General features: G+C 55.7%; 16 protein-coding genes. 7 read left to right on the top strand and 9 right to left on the bottom strand.

Going from position 1 to position 21457, the window contains the following annotated elements; genetic code table 11:
* The first annotated feature begins 13 nt into the window (after positions 1-13).
* Both VGM48_RS01525 and VGM48_RS01520 read left to right on the top strand, forming a co-directional pair.
* On the top strand, positions 14-2323 hold the full coding sequence (locus VGM48_RS01525) for a DUF2264 domain-containing protein (RefSeq protein WP_331575889.1): 2310 nt from the start codon (positions 14-16) through the stop codon (positions 2321-2323).
* Positions 2324-2330: 7 nt separating this feature from the next.
* The gene (locus tag VGM48_RS01520) at positions 2331-3770 is read left to right on the top strand and encodes a sulfatase (protein WP_331575887.1); all 1440 of its coding nucleotides are present in this window, start codon (positions 2331-2333) and stop codon (positions 3768-3770) included.
* A gap of 14 nt (positions 3771-3784) precedes the next feature.
* Here the strand turns inward: VGM48_RS01520 and VGM48_RS01515 are convergent, their stop codons facing one another.
* Positions 3785-5935: a hypothetical protein gene (locus tag VGM48_RS01515; protein ID WP_331575885.1), complete on the bottom strand. Its 2151-nt coding sequence runs from the start codon at positions 5933-5935 to the stop codon at positions 3785-3787.
* Entirely contained in the window at positions 5935-6294 is a 360-nt protein-coding gene (locus VGM48_RS01510) for an MGMT family protein (protein WP_331575883.1), read from the bottom strand. Before VGM48_RS01510 ends, VGM48_RS01515 begins: the two co-directional genes overlap by 1 nt.
* 234 nt (positions 6295-6528) lie before the next feature.
* On the opposite strand from VGM48_RS01510, the gene VGM48_RS01505 reads away from it, so the two are divergent.
* Together VGM48_RS01505 and VGM48_RS01500 are read left to right on the top strand one after the other, a co-directional pair.
* Entirely contained in the window at positions 6529-7509 is a 981-nt protein-coding gene (locus VGM48_RS01505) for a DUF2157 domain-containing protein (RefSeq protein WP_331575881.1), read from the top strand.
* Entirely contained in the window at positions 7506-8663 is a 1158-nt protein-coding gene (locus VGM48_RS01500) for a hypothetical protein (RefSeq protein WP_331575879.1), read from the top strand. Before VGM48_RS01505 ends, VGM48_RS01500 begins: the two co-directional genes overlap by 4 nt.
* A 43-nt stretch (positions 8664-8706) precedes the next feature.
* On the opposite strand, the gene VGM48_RS01495 is transcribed toward VGM48_RS01500, so the two are convergent.
* The gene (locus tag VGM48_RS01495; RefSeq protein ID WP_331575877.1) at positions 8707-9318 is read right to left on the bottom strand and encodes a peptidylprolyl isomerase; all 612 of its coding nucleotides are present in this window, start codon (positions 9316-9318) and stop codon (positions 8707-8709) included.
* A 139-nt stretch (positions 9319-9457) separates the two neighbouring features.
* Here VGM48_RS01495 and VGM48_RS01490 point away from each other — a divergent pair, with 139 nt between their 5' ends.
* Entirely contained in the window at positions 9458-10174 is a 717-nt protein-coding gene (locus tag VGM48_RS01490; protein WP_331575875.1) for a DUF1080 domain-containing protein, read from the top strand.
* Between the two features lie 15 nt (positions 10175-10189).
* On the opposite strand, the gene VGM48_RS01485 is transcribed toward VGM48_RS01490, so the two are convergent.
* Together VGM48_RS01485 and VGM48_RS01480 are read right to left on the bottom strand one after the other, a co-directional pair.
* Positions 10190-10630: an RDD family protein gene (locus tag VGM48_RS01485; RefSeq protein WP_331575874.1), complete on the bottom strand. Its 441-nt coding sequence runs from the start codon at positions 10628-10630 to the stop codon at positions 10190-10192.
* Positions 10631-10660: 30 nt separating this feature from the next.
* A complete protein-coding gene (locus tag VGM48_RS01480) occupies positions 10661-11965 on the bottom strand; it encodes a hypothetical protein (protein ID WP_331575872.1) in 1305 nt (434 codons plus the stop codon).
* 76 nt (positions 11966-12041) lie between these two features.
* Between VGM48_RS01480 and VGM48_RS01475 the strand changes: the two genes are divergently transcribed.
* Complete coding sequence (locus VGM48_RS01475; protein ID WP_331575870.1) at positions 12042-12677, top strand: HAD family hydrolase; 636 nt, start codon at positions 12042-12044, stop codon at positions 12675-12677.
* Here VGM48_RS01475 and VGM48_RS01470 read toward each other — a convergent pair.
* A complete protein-coding gene (locus tag VGM48_RS01470; RefSeq protein WP_331575869.1) occupies positions 12672-13943 on the bottom strand; it encodes a Xaa-Pro peptidase family protein in 1272 nt (423 codons plus the stop codon). The two genes, VGM48_RS01475 and VGM48_RS01470, sit on opposite strands and share 6 nt — an antisense overlap.
* Positions 13944-14003: 60 nt before the next feature.
* Here VGM48_RS01470 and VGM48_RS01465 point away from each other — a divergent pair, with 60 nt between their 5' ends.
* Positions 14004-16406 (top strand): ABC transporter permease, encoded by a 2403-nt coding sequence (locus VGM48_RS01465; RefSeq protein WP_331575868.1) that lies wholly within the window; start codon positions 14004-14006, stop codon positions 16404-16406.
* Here the strand turns inward: VGM48_RS01465 and VGM48_RS01460 are convergent.
* From VGM48_RS01460 to VGM48_RS01450, 3 genes are all read right to left on the bottom strand, one after another.
* Complete coding sequence (locus VGM48_RS01460) at positions 16383-17225, bottom strand: isocitrate lyase/phosphoenolpyruvate mutase family protein (protein WP_331575866.1); 843 nt, start codon at positions 17223-17225, stop codon at positions 16383-16385. The genes VGM48_RS01465 and VGM48_RS01460 overlap by 24 nt on opposite strands.
* Before the next feature lie 2 nt (positions 17226-17227).
* On the bottom strand, positions 17228-18943 hold the full coding sequence (locus VGM48_RS01455) for a vWA domain-containing protein (RefSeq protein ID WP_331575864.1): 1716 nt from the start codon (positions 18941-18943) through the stop codon (positions 17228-17230).
* 88 nt (positions 18944-19031) lie between these two features.
* Entirely contained in the window at positions 19032-21443 is a 2412-nt protein-coding gene (locus VGM48_RS01450) for an ABC transporter permease (RefSeq protein WP_331575862.1), read from the bottom strand.
* Positions 21444-21457 lie beyond the last annotated feature (14 nt).

Below are 21457 nucleotides of genomic sequence, written 5' to 3'. Positions count from 1 at the left end.
TATGATAAACCCAATGAAAAAAATTTGGTTGCTTGGTTTGTTTGCCTGTTCCTTCGGCGGAGTGCAGGCGCAGTCGCACGGCGAACGAAAGCTGGTGGTAGTCACCTTTGACGGTTATCGCTGGAAGGACGTCTTCCGGGGCGCCGACAGTGCCCTGTTCTTCGCAAAACTCACCGGCAGTAAAGACAGCGCCCGGCTCGTGGATGAGTTCTGGGGCCGCGATTATACCGAACGCCGCGGGAAGCTCATGCCGTTCTTCTGGAAAACGATCGCCACGCAGGGTCAGGTGTATGGAAACCGCGACATCGACAGCAAGGACAATGTCACCAATCCGTATTGGTTCTCCTATCCCGGATACAATGAGATCTTCACCGGATACGCCGACACGGCCATCAATTCGAATGACTACCCGGCCAATCCCAATGTGACGTTGCCCGAGTATCTCAACGGAAAGCCAGGCTTCAAGGGAAAGGTGGCGGCTTTCACCTCCTGGGTAGCCTTCGAACGCATCCTTAACAAAGACCGCAGCGGCATTCCCGTCAATGCCGGCTACACGGAGTTCACGGGCCCCGGTCGCAATAGCGTTCAGGAGGTGCTGAGCCAGGAGCAGTTCCTGCTGCCCAAACCGTTCGGCATCCATGAGCGGCCCGACGCGGTGACCTATCTGCTGGCGCGCGAATATCTGAAACAGCAGCATCCGCGAATGCTGCAGATCAGCTTCATCGAAACGGACGCTTTCGGTCACCAGGATAAATACGACGGCTATCTTCAATCGGCACGGAACAACGATGCTATGCTGAAGGACCTTTGGAACTATCTCCAAAGCGATCCCTATTATAAGGGACAGACGACGCTTGTGATCGCTACCGACCACGGCCGCGGCGAGGGGCCGGACTGGACGCATCACAACAACAAAACGCCGGGTAGTGACCAGATATGGTGCGCATTCATGGGACCTTATACTCCCGCGTTGGGTCAGGTGAAGGGAGTGCAGGTGTGGCAGAAGCAATATGCGCGGACCATGGCAGCCCTGCTGGGAACCGGCTTCGACGGGACCGCGGCACATCCCGCCGGCCCTTTGATCTCCGCGGTAGTCGGCCCGAAAGCATCCCATGCGGTTGCAGGGACCGGAAAGCAGGCCGCTTCAAGCATCAAAGTCCTTCCCACCGCCGAAGGCGACGGCATCCGCGAACGCGAATACCTTGTCAACGCCCTCGTCCGTATCGCCGACCCCGTACTCGAAGCGCTGAGCCGCGGCCAACTGCATAAGACCATGCCGGTCGAAGCCGCCAAACCCGACTTCCGTGCCTACAGCACCCATCTCGAAGCCTTTGGCCGCCTGCTGGCAGGCATGGCGCCCTGGCTGGAACTCGGTCCCGACGATTCACCCGAAGGACAGCTGCGGAAAAAATATGGCGATCTGGCCCGCGCCTCGATCAAAAAGGCGGTGGACCCCACCTCTCCCGACTTCATGAATTTTTGCAACGGCCGCCAGCCGCTGGTGGATGCCGCCTTTTTTGCACAGGCACTGCTCCGCGCGCCTACACAGCTCTGGGCCCGGCTGGACACGGTAACAAAAAAACAAACCCTCGATGCCCTTCGCTCCTCCCGCGCCATCACCCCCTCCTATACCAACTGGCTGATGTTCAGCGCAACGATAGAAGCGGCATTGCTGAAGTATGGCGGCGAATGCGACAAGATGCGGCTTGACTATGCCTTTCGCCAGCTGATGGGCTGGTACAAGGGCGACGGCGCCTATGGTGACGGCCCCGAATTCCATTGGGACTACTACAACAGCTTCGTCATGCAACCGATGCTGCTCGACGCTTCACAGGTGCTGCAAAAAGCCGACCCGAAGAATCCCGATAACAAATTCTGGGACGATATCTTCCACCGCAGCCAGCGCTATGCCGTCGTACAGGAACGGATGATCTCGCCCGAAGCCACCTATCCGCCCATCGGCCGCAGCCTGGCTTATCGCTTCGGCTGTTTTCACCTGCTGGCTCGCGTAGCGCTGATGGAGGCCCTGCCGAAAGAACTGGCCCCGCAACAGGTTCGGGCCGCACTCTATGCCGTCATCCACAGACAGTTGGAAGCCCCGGGCACCTTCGACCCCAAGGGCTGGCTGCAGATCGGCCTGTATGGTCACCAGCCGGGCATCGGCGAAAGCTATATATCCACCGGCAGCCTGTACCTTTGTTCCGAAGCCTTTCTACCGCTGGGCCTTCCCGCAAGCAACCAATTCTGGCAGGGACCGGATATGCCCTGGACGGCCCTGAAGATCTGGCGGGGAGAGAATATCGGCACCGATCACGCTTTATAACAGCAATATGAAAAAAGCTTTTCTCTGGTTATTCCTGGTTCTTATCGCCGGCAGACTCTTCGCCCAGCCCTCCGCCCGCCCGAATGTCATCATCATCCTGATGGACGATATGGGCTATGGCGATATCGAACCCTACGGCATGACGGGCATCCCTACCCCAAATTTCAATAAATTGGCGACCGAGGGCATGCGATTCACGCATTACAACGTGGGCCAGCCGATCTGCACCGCATCCCGGGCCGCACTGCTCACCGGATGCTACCCCAACCGCATCGGGATACACGGCGCGCTCCTGCCGCTGTCCAACGAAGCACTGAATCCCAGCGAAGAGACCGTGGCGTCGCTGCTGAAACGGGCCGGCTATCACACCGGGATGATCGGCAAATGGCACCTCGGCCGCAAACCGCCTTTCTTCCCGATCCATTATGGCTTCGATTCGTTCTATGGTCTTCCCTATTCCAACGATATGTGGCCCCGGGAGATCGACGGAACAAAGATCACCGACACGGCCAACGCCCGCTCCAAATGGCCCGAACTGGTGCTCTACCAGGGCGACAGGGGCATCGATACCATCCGCACCCGCGCCCAGCAGGAACAGTTGACCACCCTCTATACCGAACATGCCGTTTCCTTCATCAAGGCCAACCGCAACCGGCCCTTTTTTCTCTACCTGGCCCACTCGATGACCCATGTGCCCCTTGCCGTTTCCGATAAATTCAAAGGCAAAAGCGAACTCGGCCTCTTCGGCGATGTCGTCATGGAAGTGGACTGGAGCATCGGTCAGATCATGAAAGCCCTGGATGAGACCGGACTCGCCCGCAACACCCTGCTCATCGTCACCAGCGACAACGGCCCCTGGCTCAACTACGGCAATCACGCCGGCAGCTCCGGCGGATTCCGCGAAGGAAAATCCACCACCTTCGAAGGCGGTACCCGCGTTCCATTGCTGGTTCGCTGGCCGGCAAAGATCAAGGCCGGCAGCATCAACAGCCACCTGATGACGAATATGGACTGGCTCCCCACCATCGCCGCGGCCACCGGCGCCCCGCTTCCAAAAAAACGCATCGACGGACTCGATTTTCTCCCCGCCCTGACGGCGGGCGCCAAAAACCCAAGGGATGTGTTCTATTATTATTTTGGGACCAACGATCTCCAGGCCGTTCGTTATAAACACTGGAAGCTGGTTCTGCCGCATACCTCTTCGAGTTATAAGGCCCTGCATGGCAAAGACGGCGTCGGCGGCAAGATCCCCCACGTGCCCGTACCCATGGCGTTATACGATCTGGCGCATGACCCCGGTGAAGCCTACGATGTGCAGCAACTGTATCCCGAAATAAAGGAAAAGCTGCTGAAGCTGGCCGATGAGGCGCGGGACGACCTCGGTGACGGACTAACGGGGAAACCGGGTAAAAACCGGCGGCCTGCTGCCGAGATCAAGGCCGATTGACCCGACGGAGATCATTACTTTTTCTCTTTTACGAAGACCAGCGTCGGGGTCTCGCCGACCCCGATCGTCACGATACCCCCCTTCACCTTCCTGCCGGCTGCGACCCCTTGCGCCGACGCAGCCGCAAAATCGACCTCGACGGCATCGCCCGCTACATCCCCCACCTTTAGCGCGAAGCCGGGGACACTCGCGCCGTTATGCGTAGGCGCATATACAAAATAGGCCACGGAATCCGGCGACTGCGCATGGCGATATTTATAGATCCACACCGGCCCCTTCTCACTGACGATCCGGTCCGGCCGGTAGTCGGCCAGCCGCCCGACAAAGGTGCTGAGGTAAAACCACGAGGGATAAGGCCGGATGCTTTCGTCCGGCATCTCGCGCAAAACGCCGCTCGTGAGATATACATCGGGAGCATCCACCGGCTTGGTATCCCGGAGCCAGTACAGAATATAGGAATCGAACCCCGAGAAGGCCGTCGCATTCACCGACCGAAGGATAAAAACGGCCTGGGATTCCTCCGCTGAATGTCCCGGCAACAGCGGCGTGGATTGCCGCGTATGCTGCGACTTGTCATAACCGTTTTCCCCAAGGATACAGGGAACGCCGGGCTCCAGGTCGTGGGTAAATGCGGCCACCTTCGCAAGCCGCCACCGCAGCGAGTCCTCTTCCGGGCTGATACCGTGGCCACCTGCCGTTGAATAATAATGATACTGCACCCCACCCTTCCAGATAAAGGCCCCGTCCTTGCGCAAGGTCCTGCAAAGAAATTTGTATACCCTGACCCGGTTGGTGTCGAGGCCGATGAGCCCGGATGTGATCAGCGCGCTGCCGCTGTCTGCATTGGCGATTCCACATCTGTCCCCAAGGGCCCGCTCCGCACCGTCATAATCGGCGTTGCTTTGAGCAAAATAGGCCATGGGGTTGCAATATCTTTCGCCGGTCCAGAAAGCATCTTCCTCGTTGCCGTTCTCGTACAGCCGCATGGTGCCGCGGCCCGAAAACTTCGGCTGATGATCGAGGGACAAAAGACCGGTATCCCATTTTACATTCCCAAACCAGGCGGCGAGATTCCACATCATGGCGCCATGCCGCCCATAGCTGAGCGCGTCTTCGGGGTCCATACCCCATTTCGTCACGGGCCGCCCTTTTTTATCGCGTTCGTCCTTCGCCATCCATAAGGGAAGACCCTGCATCGTATACCACACCTGATGATGATTCTCTTTTACGTTGTCCTCCGGCCAGTAGTGATAGTCGCGGCGGCCGGCGTCCCAATAGCCGAAATGGGTCATATTGTACTTCACCTGCGGATAGACGTCAACGGTATCCCGGTCGAAATCGACAGCAAAGGAGTACAGCCGGGTATAATAGAACGGCTTCAGCCATTTCGCATCGACGATCCCGCTGTAGTCGTTAACCCCCAGGAATTCTTTCATCGTTTTCTGCGCGAACGGCTGGTTGTTTGCCGGCTCCACCCGCCGCGGCGGGATGGGGTTATCCGTGCAGCCATAGAGGACCATCTCGTCGATAGCCGCCTTTGGACTGCTGAAACGGATCATGATATACCGCACACTGTCGTCCACAGATCGCCCCCCGTTATCGGCATGCTCCCCGCTGTCGCCACGCCCCCCGCTATCGGCATGCCCCCCGCCGCTGTCCGCATGCCCCCCGCCGTCATTCATTGGAAATCTCCGCCACTGGGAGGACTGAAAGACCTCGATCGTCCTGAATGCCGCCTTCTGCTTCCAATGCCGCATATCCCCGGTATAGATCCAGACGCTGTCCGCAGAGTTGCCACGGTCGTAAAGAAAGACATCGGTAAGATGATAGGTCGTCCGCAGATCGATAACGATGCGGTTGCCTTTGCCCTTGGGGAAGTAGATGGCTTGCTGTTGCGTCGGCTGTGGGTTGGTATGCGGCTTATAGGCGCCATCCGGCTTGTTCAGCGGGTCTACCAACTGGTTCTCATCAAACAGCCGGAAAGGGTCGCCCCCACCCTCGTCCGCATATCCGCTGAGATCGTAAACATTTTCTTTATAGACGATGATCTTTTTCGGCTTGGGGCAGTCCGCTGTCACTATACCGCCCGAAGGATGGCCTTCGCCGCAGGAAAGACAGAGAGCCGTCAGCAGGAATAGGGGAATATAGTTCGGTAGGCGGGGCATTACAACTCTTTCGCGGGGTCCCAAAACAAGGTCTTGAAATCGACGATCTTATCGCCTTTTATGGTTACACCTTCCTTCTCCAGCAATTTCTTGCGCCAGTCGCGGTATTCGCCGGTGAGCCGCCCGCTGCTGTTGATCACCCGCTGGAAAGGTATCGGGTTAACCTTGTCGTCCGCGGTACGCATGGCCCTGCCGACCATCCTTGGATTCGGGAGGTCGAGAACCGCGGCAATAGCGCCGTAGGAGGTGACCCGGCCGCACGGTATCTGCCGCACCACGTCATGGATAAGATCGGCGAGAGACCCCTCTTTTTTTCCCGATGGGCTTACTGCGATAAGCCGCTCTTTCTTCTTTGCCATACCGAAAAGTAATTCATTTTCACGGTAAATGAAGGGCAAAAAAAAACCCCTGTAGAAACAGGGGTCGTAACCAAAACTAACTGCTTATGAGAAAATTGACTGCTTAAAAACTAAATAATAATGCTAATTATTACAACCCAAAGGTACGCCCATCCATCGATATCGCATGTTGCGACACTGTTAATACTACAATAACGGAATGTTAAAATATTTCATATCTTGTTCATCAAGCATATGCATAATTCTACGTATAAAAAACTACACGCCGAAGGGCTGATCTCCGATGCAACGCTGCAACACGCGGAAGCCTTCGAAACCAATCGGCTCTTCTCCCTTTTCTGGGAGATGCGGCTATTGCTCTACCTGGGTGTCCTCCTGCTGACGGCGGGACTCGGCATCCTCGTATACAAAAATATCGACACCATCGGTCACCAGGCCGTTCTCGCGTTTATCGCCCTTGTCACCACCGGCAGCTTTTATTATTGCCTGCGGAAGAAAGCGCTTTTCGGCTGGGAACTCGTGAATGCGCCTACCCCCTTCTTCGATTATATTCTCTTGCTGGGCTGCCTCAGCCTCCTGATCTTTCTCGGCTATCTCCAATACGCCTACGGGGTTTTTGGTGACAATTACGGACTGGCCACCTTTATCCCCATGATCATCCTTTTTACCGCGGCCTATTTTTTCGATCACCTCGGAGTGTTAAGTCTCGCGATAACCAATCTTGCCGCCTGGGCCGGCATCGCCATCACCCCGATGACGATCCTGAGAGAAGGCAATTTCGATAGCCCGCGGTTGATCTATACCGGCCTTCTGCTGGGCGCCATCCTGCTGGCCATGGGCCACTTGACGGTGCAGCGCCGGTTAAAGCCTCATTTCGAGATCACCTATACCAATTTCGGACTGCACCTCTTCTTCATCGCCGCATTGGCAGGGCTGTTCACCTTTGACAAAGGATGGTTCCTTTGGTTTGCGGGGCTGATAGCAGCCGGATTCTTCTGCTATACCCGGGCGATGGCCAGGCGATCGTTCTATTTTGTAGTCGTCATCATCCTCTATGCCTATATCGCGCTTTGCGACGCCGTGATCCGGCTGTTGACCGCCACCTACTGGCGGGACGCATCAGCGCTCTATCTCGCCTTTCTTTATTTCATCGGCTCAGCCATCGGGATCATTTTCCTGCTGATGCGGATCAACCGTCAATTGAAGAACCCATGATCGCCTATAACCGTCAATCGCTGGACAACCTCCATCTCCAAAAAGAAGCAAGGGAGGCATTTGAAAAAAAGATCCTCACCGCGGAGGAGGTCGACCGCATCCACGCAGCATACCCCTACCACTTCTATCTCCCCAATTTCTTTATCCGTATCGGGCTTTTCGCGCTGACCGTCATCGCCGCAGCCTGCGGTCTGGGCATCTTCCTGCTGATGGGTCTCGATAGCTCATCAGGCATTACCGCAACCCTTATCATCTATGGCATAATGGCCTATTACGCACTCGAACTATTCGTCTGCAAACAGAAGATGTACGGCTCCGGCGTCGATGACGCACTCTTGTGGATCGCCTCCACGCTCATTTTCGAAGGCATCAATTTCTCCGGCTCAAATTCGCTCTCTCCAACTTTGGAAAGCGCACTCATCTGCATACTTGCCCTCATCGGTATGCTACGCTACGCCGATCGCGTGATGACATTGGTCGCCTATGGCGAACTGCTGCTCTGTGTCTATTACCTTGTCTCTGCATGGGGTCCGGCGGCGAGGGCAATCCTGCCCTTCATGATCATGGCTATATCCATCGGCTGTTATTTTTGGTTCACCACGCTCCATGCCAAAACAAGCCTTCGCCGTTATCGGTCCAATTTTATGCTCCTGCGCGGCGCCACGCTGGTAAGCCTGTACCTGTCCGGCAACTATTTTGTCCTCCACGAATTAAATACGGCCGTTGCCGGCAATCCCGCTCCAGTCACCCTGGGGTGGCTCTGGTGGCTGTTCACAGCCGCTATTCCCGTTTTTTACATTGCTAAAGGCCTGCAGAAGAAGGAGGTCCTCTTTTTATGGACCGGCATGGCGCTCGTGGCGGGGTCGATCTCTACCTTCAGATACTACTACCATGTACTGCCCGGCGAACTGGCCATGATCATCGCCGGCATCGTATTGATCGCGGGGGTTTATGGGTTGACGCGCTATCTGCGCACGCCCAGAATGGGATTCACGGCGGCAGCGCCCGACTATCCGCATCTGCTGGAGAACCTACCGGTGGAAGGATTGATCATCGCCGAAAGCTTCAACTCCATTGCCGTTCAACCCGCCGATACAGGAGTCCATTTTGGCGGCGGTACGACCGGCGGCGGCGGCGCCGGCGGGCAATATTAGCATTCGCGCGGCGGGCAACTTCAGTATCCGCCGGTGGGCAATATTAGCGCCCGTTAGCCCGCAATACGGTGGCTACCTTCTTATCATCGTCGTCGTAAGTCTTTTTGACGATGTAATGCCAGTTACGATCCGCAACATCGACAAAGAAAATATCGGCAAGCTTATGCGCCTTGACGGCATCCTGGAATTCTTTCGGCATCATCTCCTCGCCGAAGAACCAGCCCGTGTCCCCATGAGTGGTATTGCCATCCATCGTATACTGATCGGAAAGTTGGTTCCATTCGGCCCCTTTCGAGGCCTTGTCGACAATGATCTTTTTCAGGCTGTCGATCTGCGACTGCGACAGCGACCCGCCATCCAAAAAGATATAACTGGCGCGATACTGAACCTTTTCGGTCGACTCCAGCACCTTATAAGTGACATATCCTACGGAGAAAACATCGCCCTGGTTCTGTCTCAGCAGCCGCTTTTCGATAAGCGAGGAATCCTTCAGGGAATTCAGCTGGAGAAGCGCCGGTTTGAGCGCCTGATTGCCTTCGATCCACTGCTGTGCCTGCTGCACCGTCGTGATCTTTGCAAACTGGTCATGTACGGCATTTTGTGCAAAAATTGAAGAGGAAAGGAGCAGGAATAAGCCCACGAAACTATTTTTCATATTTTAATTTTACCCGGCTATGAAGGTAGTATTTTTTAAAATATACGCGCATTTCGGCCAGACTGTTGCCTGGCTTTGTAAAATATTAGCATTCAGCTAGATAATAATTTGTTAAATTGGCCTCTCAAAATCACGCTCAATGAAAAGAATCATGGTCCTGGCAGGCCTTGTGCTCGCGGGCAATCTCGTTTTCGCACAAACGCCCAATACGCTTACCTCAAAAGAAAAGAAACAAGGCTGGAAACTGCTCTTCGACGGCACCTCCACCAAAGGATGGCACACCTATCTCCGGGATACGGTCGGCTCCAAATGGCAGGTAAAGGACGGCGCGCTCGTGTTCGATCCCACCCAACCGCAAAGCGGCGGCGGCGATATCGTCACCAATGACGTTTATGAGAACTTCGAGCTGGAACTCCAATGGCGCATCTCCAAAGGCGGCAACAGCGGGATCATCTTCGACGTACAGGAAAACCCCAAATACAACGCCACCTATCTCACCGGACCCGAGATGCAGGTGCTGGATAACAAAGACGCCGAAGACAACAAAAAACAAAATCATCTCGCCGGCTGTCTCTATGATATGTCCGGAGATTCGACGGTCTCCAGGCCAAAGACCCCGGGCGAATGGAACCAGGTGCGGCTGATCCAGAACAAAGGACATCTGACCTTTTACCTCAACGGGATAAAGACCTACGAAGGCCAGATCGGCAGCGACGAATGGAACAATATGGTTGCCCATAGCAAATTCAGCAATAAGGCCTTCGCCGATTTTGCCAAAGTAGCCAGGGGGCATATCGCCCTGCAACAGCACCCGGGTTCCAGCGGCTGGCGGAATATCAGGATCCGGCAGCTCTAGTCATCAAAGCCCGGTTTACCCTTCCACAACGATCGTTCCGGCGACGAGATCGCCGATACGTTGCCGTTGCGGATTGGTGGCGGCTACGATAATTCCCACCAGGAATATAAATTCGAGGAAGTCGAAAAGATGCCGGACGATGGACTTTCCCAGCGAGGGACCGGACTGATCCCTCGCCACGACCTTTATTCGCAGGAGACGTTGGCCAAGCGTCTTGCCGGTCGTCCCCTCCGGGATGACCATCACCGCAAAAGTCACCAGGAAAAAAACAAATGCAGGGAGGCCCGTCAGGCGGAATTTAACGGTAGTGCCGATGGTATAGTTGTCGCCCCAGAGCATGGCGAAAACGGTAAAAATAATAAAGAACACGATAAGGTCGATAATGGCGGCTCCAACCCGCGAACCAAGGGTGGCCAGTTTAGGCTCTGCATAGACATCGGATAACAGATCTTCCATAGAATAAATCGTTTTTTCCAATATAGACATTTATTTTGGCATCCCACTCTCGATCCTTGAAAGATCGCTTACGCTAAAAGCCTTTTGAAATTCGGGCTGCCGCCGAAGCCGCTCCCGGTCTCGGAACCCAAGGCCGATCGCCTTTTGCAGATCGGTTGCCGCAACAGGAACATGTCCCTCACGGACATCCACCACCGCAGAGAAATACCAGGCCTCACTGTTGGCGGGATCGGCCATCTTGTACAGCTCCACGAAATGCCGCGCCCCGTCATTTCGCCCCGCATTGATCATCTGGTTGCTGATCGAATAAAAGGCCAGCGAGAGATAAGCCAGCAGCCGCTGATACATCCCCCGCTCGCGTGTCGGCGTCGCAGCCCTGGCCTCCAGGTCTTTGATCGTCTGCTGCCAGTACCGGCTATCACCCTGCTGAAACTGCTGCATATATCCGGCCTTTGTCACCTCTTCCTGCCGGAACAGCGCATCCCGTGCCTGCGCCTGTTTCTTATACGCCGGATCACCGTCAAGGATGCCCGCTTTCTGCCTGAACCATTCCGCTTCCGGCGTCAACCCGTCGAGCAGACTCGATGCAACCTTGCAGTCCTGCACCGCCCGCACGAGCCGGCCCACCCCGATCTCGGTCTCGATCCTTTTCTTATCCCCCGAAAGCACCCGCCCGATAAAGGCGGCGTCGCGCGGCAGAGCCCCGTCCTTCATGGCTTCCAGCTGCAAGCCCGCAAAGGCCCGGTCCATGACAGCCAGCGGCGCCCACTCATGCTTGCCATCGAAGAAGATGATGCGATGACGGGTCCGCGTCCGGTCCAACTCCCCACTGATCGCCGCCAACTCGGTAAGGTTCATGTCCCCCTCGCCGGCAAGCGCCGTATAGCTAAAAGCAAAATCCCCCGGCGAAACCCCCTCCGGCAAACCCGCACCGCCGGCGATGACACCCCGGATGCCCGGAAACTGGATGGCCACAAACCCCGCCACCTTCGCGCCGCCGGAAAATCCGCAGACATAAAGGCGATGGCCGTCGATCCGCAACCGCTGCCGGACATCGGCAAACAGCCGGTTCCAGATACTCTCCGTGGTCGGCCAGTCATTCCCGTTCTTTGAAGCATTGCTGCCGACAAAAATGAACCCATAGGTCTCGGCCAGCGTTTTATACAGCTTCAGCGGCAACGAGCCGTCCCCATGAGGGTCGAAGAAGAATACCACAGGCAAGGCCTTCGCATTGCCCTTATGGGGGATATACAAGGCATAGTCCTGGGTTGCGGGCTGGGCAAACGATGAAATATACAAGCCCAGCAATATCGGCAGCAGCAGGTTCCGTTTCATAACCTAAAATTATACCCGGGGAACGGGATTGCAAACGTTTTCCCCGTTACTTTGTATATATATACAAATTATCGCAATGGCAACAAATCCAACACCGGCCCGGGTGACGGCGTTGTTCCTCGACATCGGCGGCGTAATGCTGACCAATGGCTGGGACCGGCGCTCCCGCGAAGCCGCGGCAAAACAATTCAGCCTGGACCTCGACGAACTGAACGATCGCCACCGCATGACCTTCGACACCTATGAAGCCGGTAAACTAAGCCTGGACGAATATCTCAGCCGAACCGTCTTTTGCCGGGAACGTCCATTTACCATGGAGCAGTTTCGAACCTTCATGTATGGTCAGTCGATGGCCTACCCGGAAATGATCCAGCTGGTCAAAACATTAAAAGCCCGCCACGGGCTAAAGATAGCCGTGGTGAACAACGAAGGCCGCGAACTGAATGAACACCGGATCAAAACCTTCCGCCTCGGGGAATTCGTAGACTTCTTCATCTCCTCCTGTTTTGTCCACTTCCGCAAACCGGATGCGGATATCTGGAGGGTGGCGCTGGATATCGCCCAGGTGCCAAAAGAAGAAGTCGTCTATATCGATGACCGCGCCATGTTCGTACAGATAGCGCAGGGCCTCGGTCTTCGCGGTATCGTCCACGATCATAAAAATGTTGGGAAGACCCGCGAAGCCCTGGCGGCGATGGGCCTGAGCCTATGACGCAAACGGCCTGTCGATCGCGGGACTCGGTTCGGAGAACCAACGGGGCCCGTTTTCGGTCATATACGCACAGTCTTCCAGCCGCATCCCGAATTCGCCATAGATCGCAACCATCGGCTCCACGCTAAAGCACATGCCGGGTTGCAACGGCGTCTTGTTGCCCATGACCATATTGCCCCATTCATGGATATCCATGCCGATACCATGGCCCGTCCGGTGAGGCAGACCGGGTATCTTATACCCCGGGCCAAACCCGGCATCCGTGATCACCTTACGCGCCGCCGCATCGACATTCTCACAGGGAGCGCCGATCTTCGCAGCGGCAAAGCCCGCCGCCTGTGCCCTTTTCTCCAGTTCCCAGATCTCCCGCTGGCGCTTTGTCGGTTCGGCGCCAAAGACGATACAACGGCTGATATCGGAACAGTAACCCTGAACCTTACAGCCATCATCCATCAGGACGACATCACCCGCCTTCAGGTGCTGGGTCTGGATACTTCCATGCGGAAAGGCCGATGCAAGGCCAAAATTCGCACTCAACCCGCCCCGGACACCAAGCCGGGAAAAAGCGTTCTCGGCAGTCGACGAGAAATCTGCCGGCGTCATCCCCTCATGCAGCAGGGCGATACAGGCTTTATAAGCTGCGACCGTGATATCATTGGCCTTTTGCATCAGGGCAATCTCGGCAGGAGACTTGATCATCCGGCAAGCCGCCGTCACCGGGTCCGCGCTGACAAAGTTGAGCTGCGGCGCCTCCTTTCGGATCCCATCGTAAATAAAAAAGCGAACCCGTTCCTCGACCCCGACAGTGCCGGTGCGGATCCCATAATCCTTCAGGATCCCGGCCGCCACGGTATAGGGACTTTCATGTTCCTCCCATACCCTGACCTCCGTACCGATCTTGATCAGTTCGCGCAGCCGTTCCGCCTCAAACGCCGGGCAGACGTATTTTACCTCGCCCTGCGCCGGGATGATGGCAACCATCGGCCGCTCGCTCGAACCCCAGCTCATACCGGTAAAATAGACCATGGAAGTACCGGAATCCAGTACGATCGCCTGGATCTTGTTCTCCCCCATCAGCCGCTGGGCTTTCTGGATACGGCTCTTCCGCTCTTCGACGGAGATCGGGACGACGTCCCCGGTCATGGATTGCAGCTCATCAAGGGCGGCGGACCCGGCGCCCGGCCGGGCGGACATACCGGAAAGAAAAACTCCGCCCAGGGAGGTCCCGGCGGACAGACGGATAAATTCGCGACGCTTTAGTGACATGTATACAGGGTTTAGGATGGAAGGTAAGAATTTGTCCATTTTTTTTTGCATATTTAATCCATGATCAAAAATCTCCTCACGGTTGCACTGCGCAATTTCAAACGGGACGGCTGGTACAGCCTGCTAAATATACTCGGCCTGACTATTGGCATAACCTTCAGCCTCTTCCTGATCTTCTATATCAAGGACGAGCTCAGTTATGACAAGTACAATGAACGGGCCGACCGTATCTTCCGCATCAGCTCCAACATCAAGGAGTCGGAGAAGGATACCATGCGCTGGGTGTCCACCCAGTTCCAGCTGGCCCCAACCCTGAAGAAGGACTATCCCGAAGTGGAGCAGGCAGTGCGGTTCGTGGGGGAGGACCGGACCATGTACCGCAACGGCGATGTACGCATCTACGAGGACAAGATCTTCTACACCGACAGCAACGTCTTCAAGATATTTACCTACCCCTTCCTGCAAGGCGATCCCCGGACCGCCCTGGTAGAACCTAATTCCCTTGTTCTCACCGAATCCGTCGCGGAGAAATTCTTTGGCAAAAGCAACGGCATCGTAGGTAAGACCCTGCAGAACGCCAAAGGGGATGTCTTCAAGGTCACCGGCGTCATCAAGGATATTCCCTATAATTCCCATTTCCGGTTCAATATCCTGATCTCCCGGACCACCCTGCCCAAGATCCGCAACTTCGACGACAACGACGGCCAGGGCTGGGGATCCTTCAATCACTTTACTTACGTATTGGTGAAACCCAACACCGACCCGGCGGTCTTTCAGCAAAAGCTGGTTCCCATGTACGACAAATACATGGCGTCCATCTTCGCGAAATTCAATGTCACGATGCGCTACGTGGTGCAGCCGATCACTACCATCCACCTACACTCGAAGATGGGCGGAGAACCCGAGGAACTCGGCAGCATGAGCTATATCTATATCTTCTCGGCTGTAGCCTTCTTCATGCTGATCATCGCCTGTATCAACTATATGAACCTGACAACGGCACGGTCCGCGAGGCGCGCCAAAGAGATCGGGGTGCGTAAAGTGACCGGGAGCACCCAGCCGCAGTTGATGGCTCAGTTCCTGCTGGAATCGATGCTCACCGCCCTTCTGGCCCTGTTGCTGAGCATCGGCCTTGTCGCGCTTTTACTGCCGATGTTCAATACGCTCGCCGGCAAGAATATCTCCTTCAGCGCCTTCATGCAGCCGGGCACGCTCCTGATCCTGCTGCTGATCGTACTGTTCGTAGGATTCGTCGGCGGCAGCTATCCCGCGCTGTATCTTGCGAAGTTTGACCCCATTCATATCCTGAAAGGCAACCTTTCCAAAGGATCCAGCAACGTCAACCTCCGGCGGGTCCTCGTGGTAGTCCAGTTCTCGATCGCGATGATCATGCTGATCTGCACGCTGATCGTCTATGCCCAGTTAAACTACATCCGCCACCGGGACCTGGGTTTCGACCAGAGCGAAGTGGTCACGATACCGGTGAACACCAACCGCGACGCCCGCAGCGAGATCATTGCCTTTACCAATGCCGCCCGGAAAGACCCGCGTATCCTTTCCGTAAGCACGGCTCAAGCCGTTCCGGGCCAGGGGATCAGCTTCAACCTGTTCTCCGTGCAAACAGACAAGGGCTATGTCGACCAGGGCGTCAACGTCTATGGCATCGACGAACATTATTTCAAAACACTGGGCATGAAGATCGTAAAAGGCCGCGGATTTACCGGCCTGGGCGATACCCTGCACAGTATGGTCGTCAACCAGAATATGGTAAACTATTTCAAATGGTCTGACCCCATCGGCAAAAGGGTGAAGTTCCCCGGCGATACCTCCGGCCGGTTCTTCGAAGTGGTGGGTGTCGTCAAGGATTTCAACCAGACGAGCCTCTACAATAAGATCGCACCCCTGATCCTGCTTTACCGGGCGAACCAAAACAATATCCAGCTCAAGCTGGACGCAAGGGACGTCCAGTCTACGCTCGCCAGCGTGCAAAAGACCTGGCGTGCGAGCTTTACCGATCTGCCCTTCGATTATAACTTCCTCGACAAATCGCTGAACTCCCAATACGAAGCCGAACAGAAACGCGGCAAGCTGTTCACCACGTTCTCCGTACTGACGGTGATGATCACCTGCCTGGGACTGTTGGGACTTATCGCGTTCACCACGCAGCAGCGCCAGAAGGAGATCTCGATGCGCAAGATCATGGGCGCAAGACTTTCCCAGATAGTCACGCTGGTCACGCGGAATTTTGTGGCGCTGGTAGGGATCTCCTGCCTCATCGCCTTCCCCGTGGCCTACCTGTTCATGGATAACTGGCTGAATCTATTCTCGTACAATATGGGATTCTCGGTGGTGCCTTATTTGCTCGCGGCAGTGGCGGTGCTGTTGATCACCTTCCTCACGGTGCTGTATCATACCCTGCGGGCGGCAATGGCCAATCCCTCAAAAAGTCTGCGAAGTGAATAACTTCTGAAACTCCGCATACGACGTGATCGATTTGGCAAATCCGAAACTGCCCTTTCGGCCGATCTCTTCGGCGGCCTGCCAGAACGGTCCATAGGCGGCCCGCGAGAGGGTCGATCCCAGACTCACCCTTTTGACACCCAGCGCGGCCAACTGGTCAAGAGTGAAATCGCCCTTGCCCAGCCCCATCACGACATTCACAGGCTTCGGCGCGACGGCGCGGACGACGGCGCTGATCTCTTCGGCGGTCGTCAACCCCGGCGCAAACAGAACATCCGCGCCAAGTTCCGCAAAAGCCACAAGCCGGCGGATAGTATCGGCCAGATCGGGCCGTCCATTGATAAGATTTTCCGCCCTCGCCGTTAGGGTAAAAGGAAAAGAAAGCCCGCGGGCGGCTTTAACCGCAGCCTCTACCCGGCGCACGGCCAGGTCGAAGGGGTAGATGGGGTTCTGCGGATCGGTGCTGGCATCCTCGATCGAGCCGCCCACCAAACCTGCCCCGGCAGCCAGCCGGATCATCTCCGCACAGGCCTCGGGTTCGTCACCATAGCCATTTTCCAGGTCACCGGCGACAGGTAACGGGGTAGCCTCCGCGATGAGCCGGGCATTGATCAACGTTTCCTCCCGCGTAACAGCACCCGTCCCATCCGGTTTGCCAAGCGAAAAAGCAAGCCCGGCACTGGTCGTGGTCAGCGCTTCGAAACCCAGATGGGTGAGGATCTTCGCCGATCCCGCATCCCACGGGTTGGGAATCGCAAAAATGCCCTCGCGCTGATGCAGCGCTTTCAACCGTTCCGCCTTCTCGGCCTGTGTGTTTGTCATGGCTATTTTTTATGTTCGTAGATATCCCTCGCCCTGACGACGAGGTTGATATATTCCTTGTCGATATAGTTGTTGCCCGCAAAGACCTTTTTGGTCAGCCGCTCCATATCCTGCCAGTTACTCTGCCCGGCATACGCGGACTCCTTCAGCATCATCCCAAACAAGGCAATGCACGCAGCTTTCTTCAGATGGAGATCGGCCCGGTCGAAAGAGATGGGGCTGTTCGGACAGTTGAATTCGTACCATCGCTTTGCCTTCTTCCCGGGAAGACAATAGCTGATCTTCACCTTTCCGATCTTTTCGATCTCGATGGAGTCTTTTCGCGGGACCAATTCGAACAACGCAGTCATGGAATGGGCACTGCTGATCTTGCTTCCTTCGATCCGCAGGGCCGTATCCTCCAGCAGGTTTCGTTTGTTATCATAGCCGATAAGCCGGTAGCTGTCCACCAGCGTCGAATCAAACCCGGCAGTGATCGAAACGCTGTCGGCTACATTGAGCAGGTTCTCGTTAAGCTCTTTCAAAAAGATCCGCTCACCCTCCTGCTCGTCCTCGATACAGGCAAAATTACCCTTCCCCCTGGCCGCCAGGGCAGGCAATTCGACATTTTCGCTGTCCTTCATACCTACCCCAAGACAGGAGAGGCTGATCCCATTCTCACTTTCCTGCGCAACGAGTTCTTCCAGCTCGTCGGCCGCATTCTTGTCATTGCAGACATCCCCGTCGGTGATCAGGATGACCCGGTTGACCCCATTGCGGATATACTGCTTTTGCGCGATCCGGTAAGCCAGCTTCAACGCCGCATCGCCCGGAGATTCGCCATCGGCATGCAGTTGTTCGATGGCCTTGATGATATCTCCTTTCTTCGACCCCGGGATACCCGCCAGTACACTCACATTCGCGCCATATTGCACAAAAGACACGGTATCGATGTCCCGCAGGTTGCGCACCAGCAACCGCATTCCCGCCTTTACAAGCGGCAGTTTGTTGGGCATATCCATTGAACCGGACGCGTCGATGGTAAAGATCAGGTGATTGGGCGGCGTTTCGGGCGTTTGCCCCCTCTTCGCGCTGACATGGAGATACAACAGGCGGTGGTTCCTGTTCCAGGGACAGCTCACCAGGTCCGAACTGCAATGGAATAACTCCGCAGGGTCAGGCTCCTCATAAAAGAAGTTGAAATAGCCCAGCATCTCTTCGATCTTCACCGCTTCATGCGGGACTCTTGTTCCCATATCCAGGAAACGGCGGATATTGTTGAAAGAGATGCCGTTGGGATTACCGATAAAAGTCACCGTGGCCGGTCCCTCAAGAAAGGGATTTTCCACCAACCCGAAACTGTTCTCACCGGCATGTTCGGGATAGGGATCACATCCCCGCCAGGCAGGGAGAGAAGTGATCCGCGTCTTATGAGGCGCCGATGGCGGAGTCAGCATTTTCAGCGTCACCTGCAGATAATCGGTGGATTTGATGGCTGTGGTATATCGCTCATAGCCGTTATAGGCAAAGGTGAGGGAATCATCCGCACTCTTTGAAACGATCTCGAAATCTCCATACCTCCCGGTCATAAATACTTCGCCGGTGGATCGGACGATGATCGCCACCCGTTGCAGCTTGTCGCCATGAAGGTCTTTAACCTCCCCGGTAAAATAATATTGGGCAGATAAGGGAGAGTACGCAGTAATTGACAGCAGCAGTATTAGACCAGTCAGTTTCACGACAAACACAGTTTGCCGCGTGAATCTACGAAAATTCCCCGAATAAGCGGCATTCTGGCGTCCGACGGCCCCACATCCCGCAGTCCACTCACTCGCTCCGCAACGAGGTCACCGGGTTTGTCAACGCCGTCTTGACGGCCTGGTAGCTCACCGTCAGCAATGCCATCACCCCCACGGCCATACCCGCCAGGGCGAAGATCCACCAGGAAAGCGCGATCCGGTAAGCAAAGTCATGGAGCCAGGAATTCATAAAGAACCAGCCCAGCGGACCGGCGATCAAAAAGGCGATCACCACCAGCCGGAGAAAATTGATCGAAAACAGCGTAACGATCTGCGCCAGAGAAGCCCCCAATACCTTGCGGATACCGATCTCCCGTGTACGCTGCTCGGCGGCGAACAACACAAGACCCAGCAACCCGAGACAGGAGATAACGATCGCCAGCGTCGCAAAAAGGACAGAGAGCTTGGACGTGATCAGTTCGCTGTTGTACATCTTCTGATATTCTTCATCCATAAACTGGTAGGCAAAGGCCAGGTTGGGATTTATCCGTTTGTACACCGTAGCCAGGCTGGCCAGCGCCTGCCGGGTCTGGCCGGGACGCGTCCGGGCCATGATGACCCCGAAATCCAGGTCCTCCTTTACATCCAGCACCACCGGCTTGATCGGCTCCCGCAGACTGCGGGTATGATAGTCCTTCACGATCCCGATGATATGCCCCTTCTTCTTCCACGCGGAGATCCATTTGCCGATGGGATTCTTTATACCCATCTGCCTCACCGCCTCTTCGTTCACGATAAAGGCATCCATGGAATCAGTCGCGTTCAGGCGCGAAAAATCCCGTCCCTTGACGACGGACAGGTGCATCAGCCGGATAAAATCGTATCCCACCGAAGCCGGCACGAAAGCCACCTGGGCATCCCTGGATTTTCCTTCCCATTGTATCGGGTCGGTGACGGCGAAGTTCATGGAATGCGGGGTCTCCGAGCTGCGGTCGATCATCGCGATACCCGGCATCGTGGACGCCTGTTGCCGGAACAACCGGTAGCCGGCGCCGGTAGACAACGCGCCCTCCACCCGGACATAGACAAGATTCTCCCGGTCATATCCGGGATTGGTATGTTGTACGTAATCGGTCTGCCGGGTGATCACAATGGTGGCTATCAGGAGCACGATGGACAAAACGAATTGAAAGACCGTCAAACCCTTCCGGACAAAAATGGATCCGCGGGTGAAGCTAAGGACACCCTTCAGTACCTGTACCGGCCGCAACGAGGATAGATACAGCGCCGGATAACTTCCCGCCACAAAGCCTGTCGCCGCCGCAATGGCCAGCAGGGTGAGCCAGGAGTCCATATCCCCCACAGGAAGGCGGATAGCCTTCCCCGTAAAGGAATTAAAGGCCGGCAACAACAAAATGACAAAGCCTGCCGAAAGGAACATCGCCAGAAACGCAAAGAGCAGGGACTCGCCGAAAAACTGCCCGATCAACTGCATCCGGGAAGAACCCACCACTTTCCGCAAACCGACCTCTTTCGCGCGTTTTACCGACCGGGCCGTAGCCAGGTTCATAAAATTGATGCAGGCGATCAGCAGGATGAAGACGGCCACTCCGCTGAAGATACGAACGTATTCGATCCGGCCGGTCACGGGCAGACCGTTGGAAAAGACATTGTAGAGATATTGATCGCTCACCTTTTGCAGCCCAAGCCGGACCGTTACCCCCTTGATAGGGCCCATTGCCGTCAGCAGGTATTTGGTCATCAGCGCCGCCGCCTTCTCCGGATCGGAACCCGGCGCAAGTTTTACATAGGTTATGAAATTATTACCGGCCCAGTTCACCATTCCCCTTTTCTGCGCTTCCCAATTGTTCATGAAATCAAAATGCATCGAACTGGTTGCCGGGATATCTTCGAAAACCCCCGACACGGTGAAATCGACCTGGTTCTGAAAATGGATCCTTTGACCCATGGCCGCCCGGGGACTTCCGAAAAGCGCAACGGCCGTTCGCTGGGAAAGCGCGATCCCTTTCAGGTCATGAAGGATCGTTGCGGCATTACCCTCCACCAGCGGAAAAGGGAATATCTTGAAAAAGTCCTCGCCCGCCCTGGCTCCATCCAATTTCACCGTCTTGTCCCCGACCTGAAGGGTCTCGGGATATCCCCAGGGCAATTCATATCCCGTCGTATAGCATGCCAATTTACTTATTTCCGGAACAGAACTCCTCACCTCCTCGATATAGGAGGAGGTCATGACGCTGTCCGAATGCATCGGCGTCTGATACATACCACCGGTATGCCCGTCGGCCGTATAGGTCTCATACACGATGTACAGGTCCTTGCCCGCCAACCCGAAATTATCGACGCTCTTCTCATCCCTTACCCAAAGAAAGATCAGGATGCAGCAGGTGAGCCCCAGCGCGAGGCCCAATATGTTGACCGTTGCATAGACGCGGTTACGGACGATATTCCGCCACGCGATGAGGAAGTAGTTCTTTATCATAAATAGTATTTTGG

The sequence above is a fragment of the Puia sp. genome (assembly GCF_036500295.1).
Taxonomy (GTDB): domain Bacteria; phylum Bacteroidota; class Bacteroidia; order Chitinophagales; family Chitinophagaceae; genus Puia.
The sequence above is the reverse complement of the archived record's forward strand: the minus strand, read 5'-3'. Positions and strand labels throughout refer to the sequence as shown.

What these genes read in the sequence shown, in the direction of transcription:
- VGM48_RS01515 (WP_331575885.1), bottom strand. Translation starts at nt 5,935, where the DNA reads ATGCCCCGCCTACCGAACTATATTCCCCTATTCCTGCTGACGGCTCTC.
- VGM48_RS01470 (WP_331575869.1), bottom strand. Translation starts at nt 13,943, where the DNA reads ATGTCACTAAAGCGTCGCGAATTTATCCGTCTGTCCGCCGGGACCTCC.
- VGM48_RS01505 (WP_331575881.1), top strand. Translation starts at nt 6,529, where the DNA reads ATGCATAATTCTACGTATAAAAAACTACACGCCGAAGGGCTGATCTCC.
- VGM48_RS01485 (WP_331575874.1), bottom strand. Translation starts at nt 10,630, where the DNA reads ATGGAAGATCTGTTATCCGATGTCTATGCAGAGCCTAAACTGGCCACC.
- VGM48_RS01460 (WP_331575866.1), bottom strand. Translation starts at nt 17,225, where the DNA reads ATGACAAACACACAGGCCGAGAAGGCGGAACGGTTGAAAGCGCTGCAT.
- VGM48_RS01465 (WP_331575868.1), top strand. Translation starts at nt 14,004, where the DNA reads ATGATCAAAAATCTCCTCACGGTTGCACTGCGCAATTTCAAACGGGAC.
- VGM48_RS01495 (WP_331575877.1), bottom strand. Translation starts at nt 9,318, where the DNA reads ATGAAAAATAGTTTCGTGGGCTTATTCCTGCTCCTTTCCTCTTCAATT.
- VGM48_RS01500 (WP_331575879.1), top strand. Translation starts at nt 7,506, where the DNA reads ATGATCGCCTATAACCGTCAATCGCTGGACAACCTCCATCTCCAAAAA.
- VGM48_RS01480 (WP_331575872.1), bottom strand. Translation starts at nt 11,965, where the DNA reads ATGAAACGGAACCTGCTGCTGCCGATATTGCTGGGCTTGTATATTTCA.
- VGM48_RS01520 (WP_331575887.1), top strand. Translation starts at nt 2,331, where the DNA reads ATGAAAAAAGCTTTTCTCTGGTTATTCCTGGTTCTTATCGCCGGCAGA.
- VGM48_RS01450 (WP_331575862.1), bottom strand. Translation starts at nt 21,443, where the DNA reads ATGATAAAGAACTACTTCCTCATCGCGTGGCGGAATATCGTCCGTAAC.
- VGM48_RS01475 (WP_331575870.1), top strand. Translation starts at nt 12,042, where the DNA reads ATGGCAACAAATCCAACACCGGCCCGGGTGACGGCGTTGTTCCTCGAC.
- VGM48_RS01490 (WP_331575875.1), top strand. Translation starts at nt 9,458, where the DNA reads ATGAAAAGAATCATGGTCCTGGCAGGCCTTGTGCTCGCGGGCAATCTC.
- VGM48_RS01525 (WP_331575889.1), top strand. Translation starts at nt 14, where the DNA reads ATGAAAAAAATTTGGTTGCTTGGTTTGTTTGCCTGTTCCTTCGGCGGA.
- VGM48_RS01510 (WP_331575883.1), bottom strand. Translation starts at nt 6,294, where the DNA reads ATGGCAAAGAAGAAAGAGCGGCTTATCGCAGTAAGCCCATCGGGAAAA.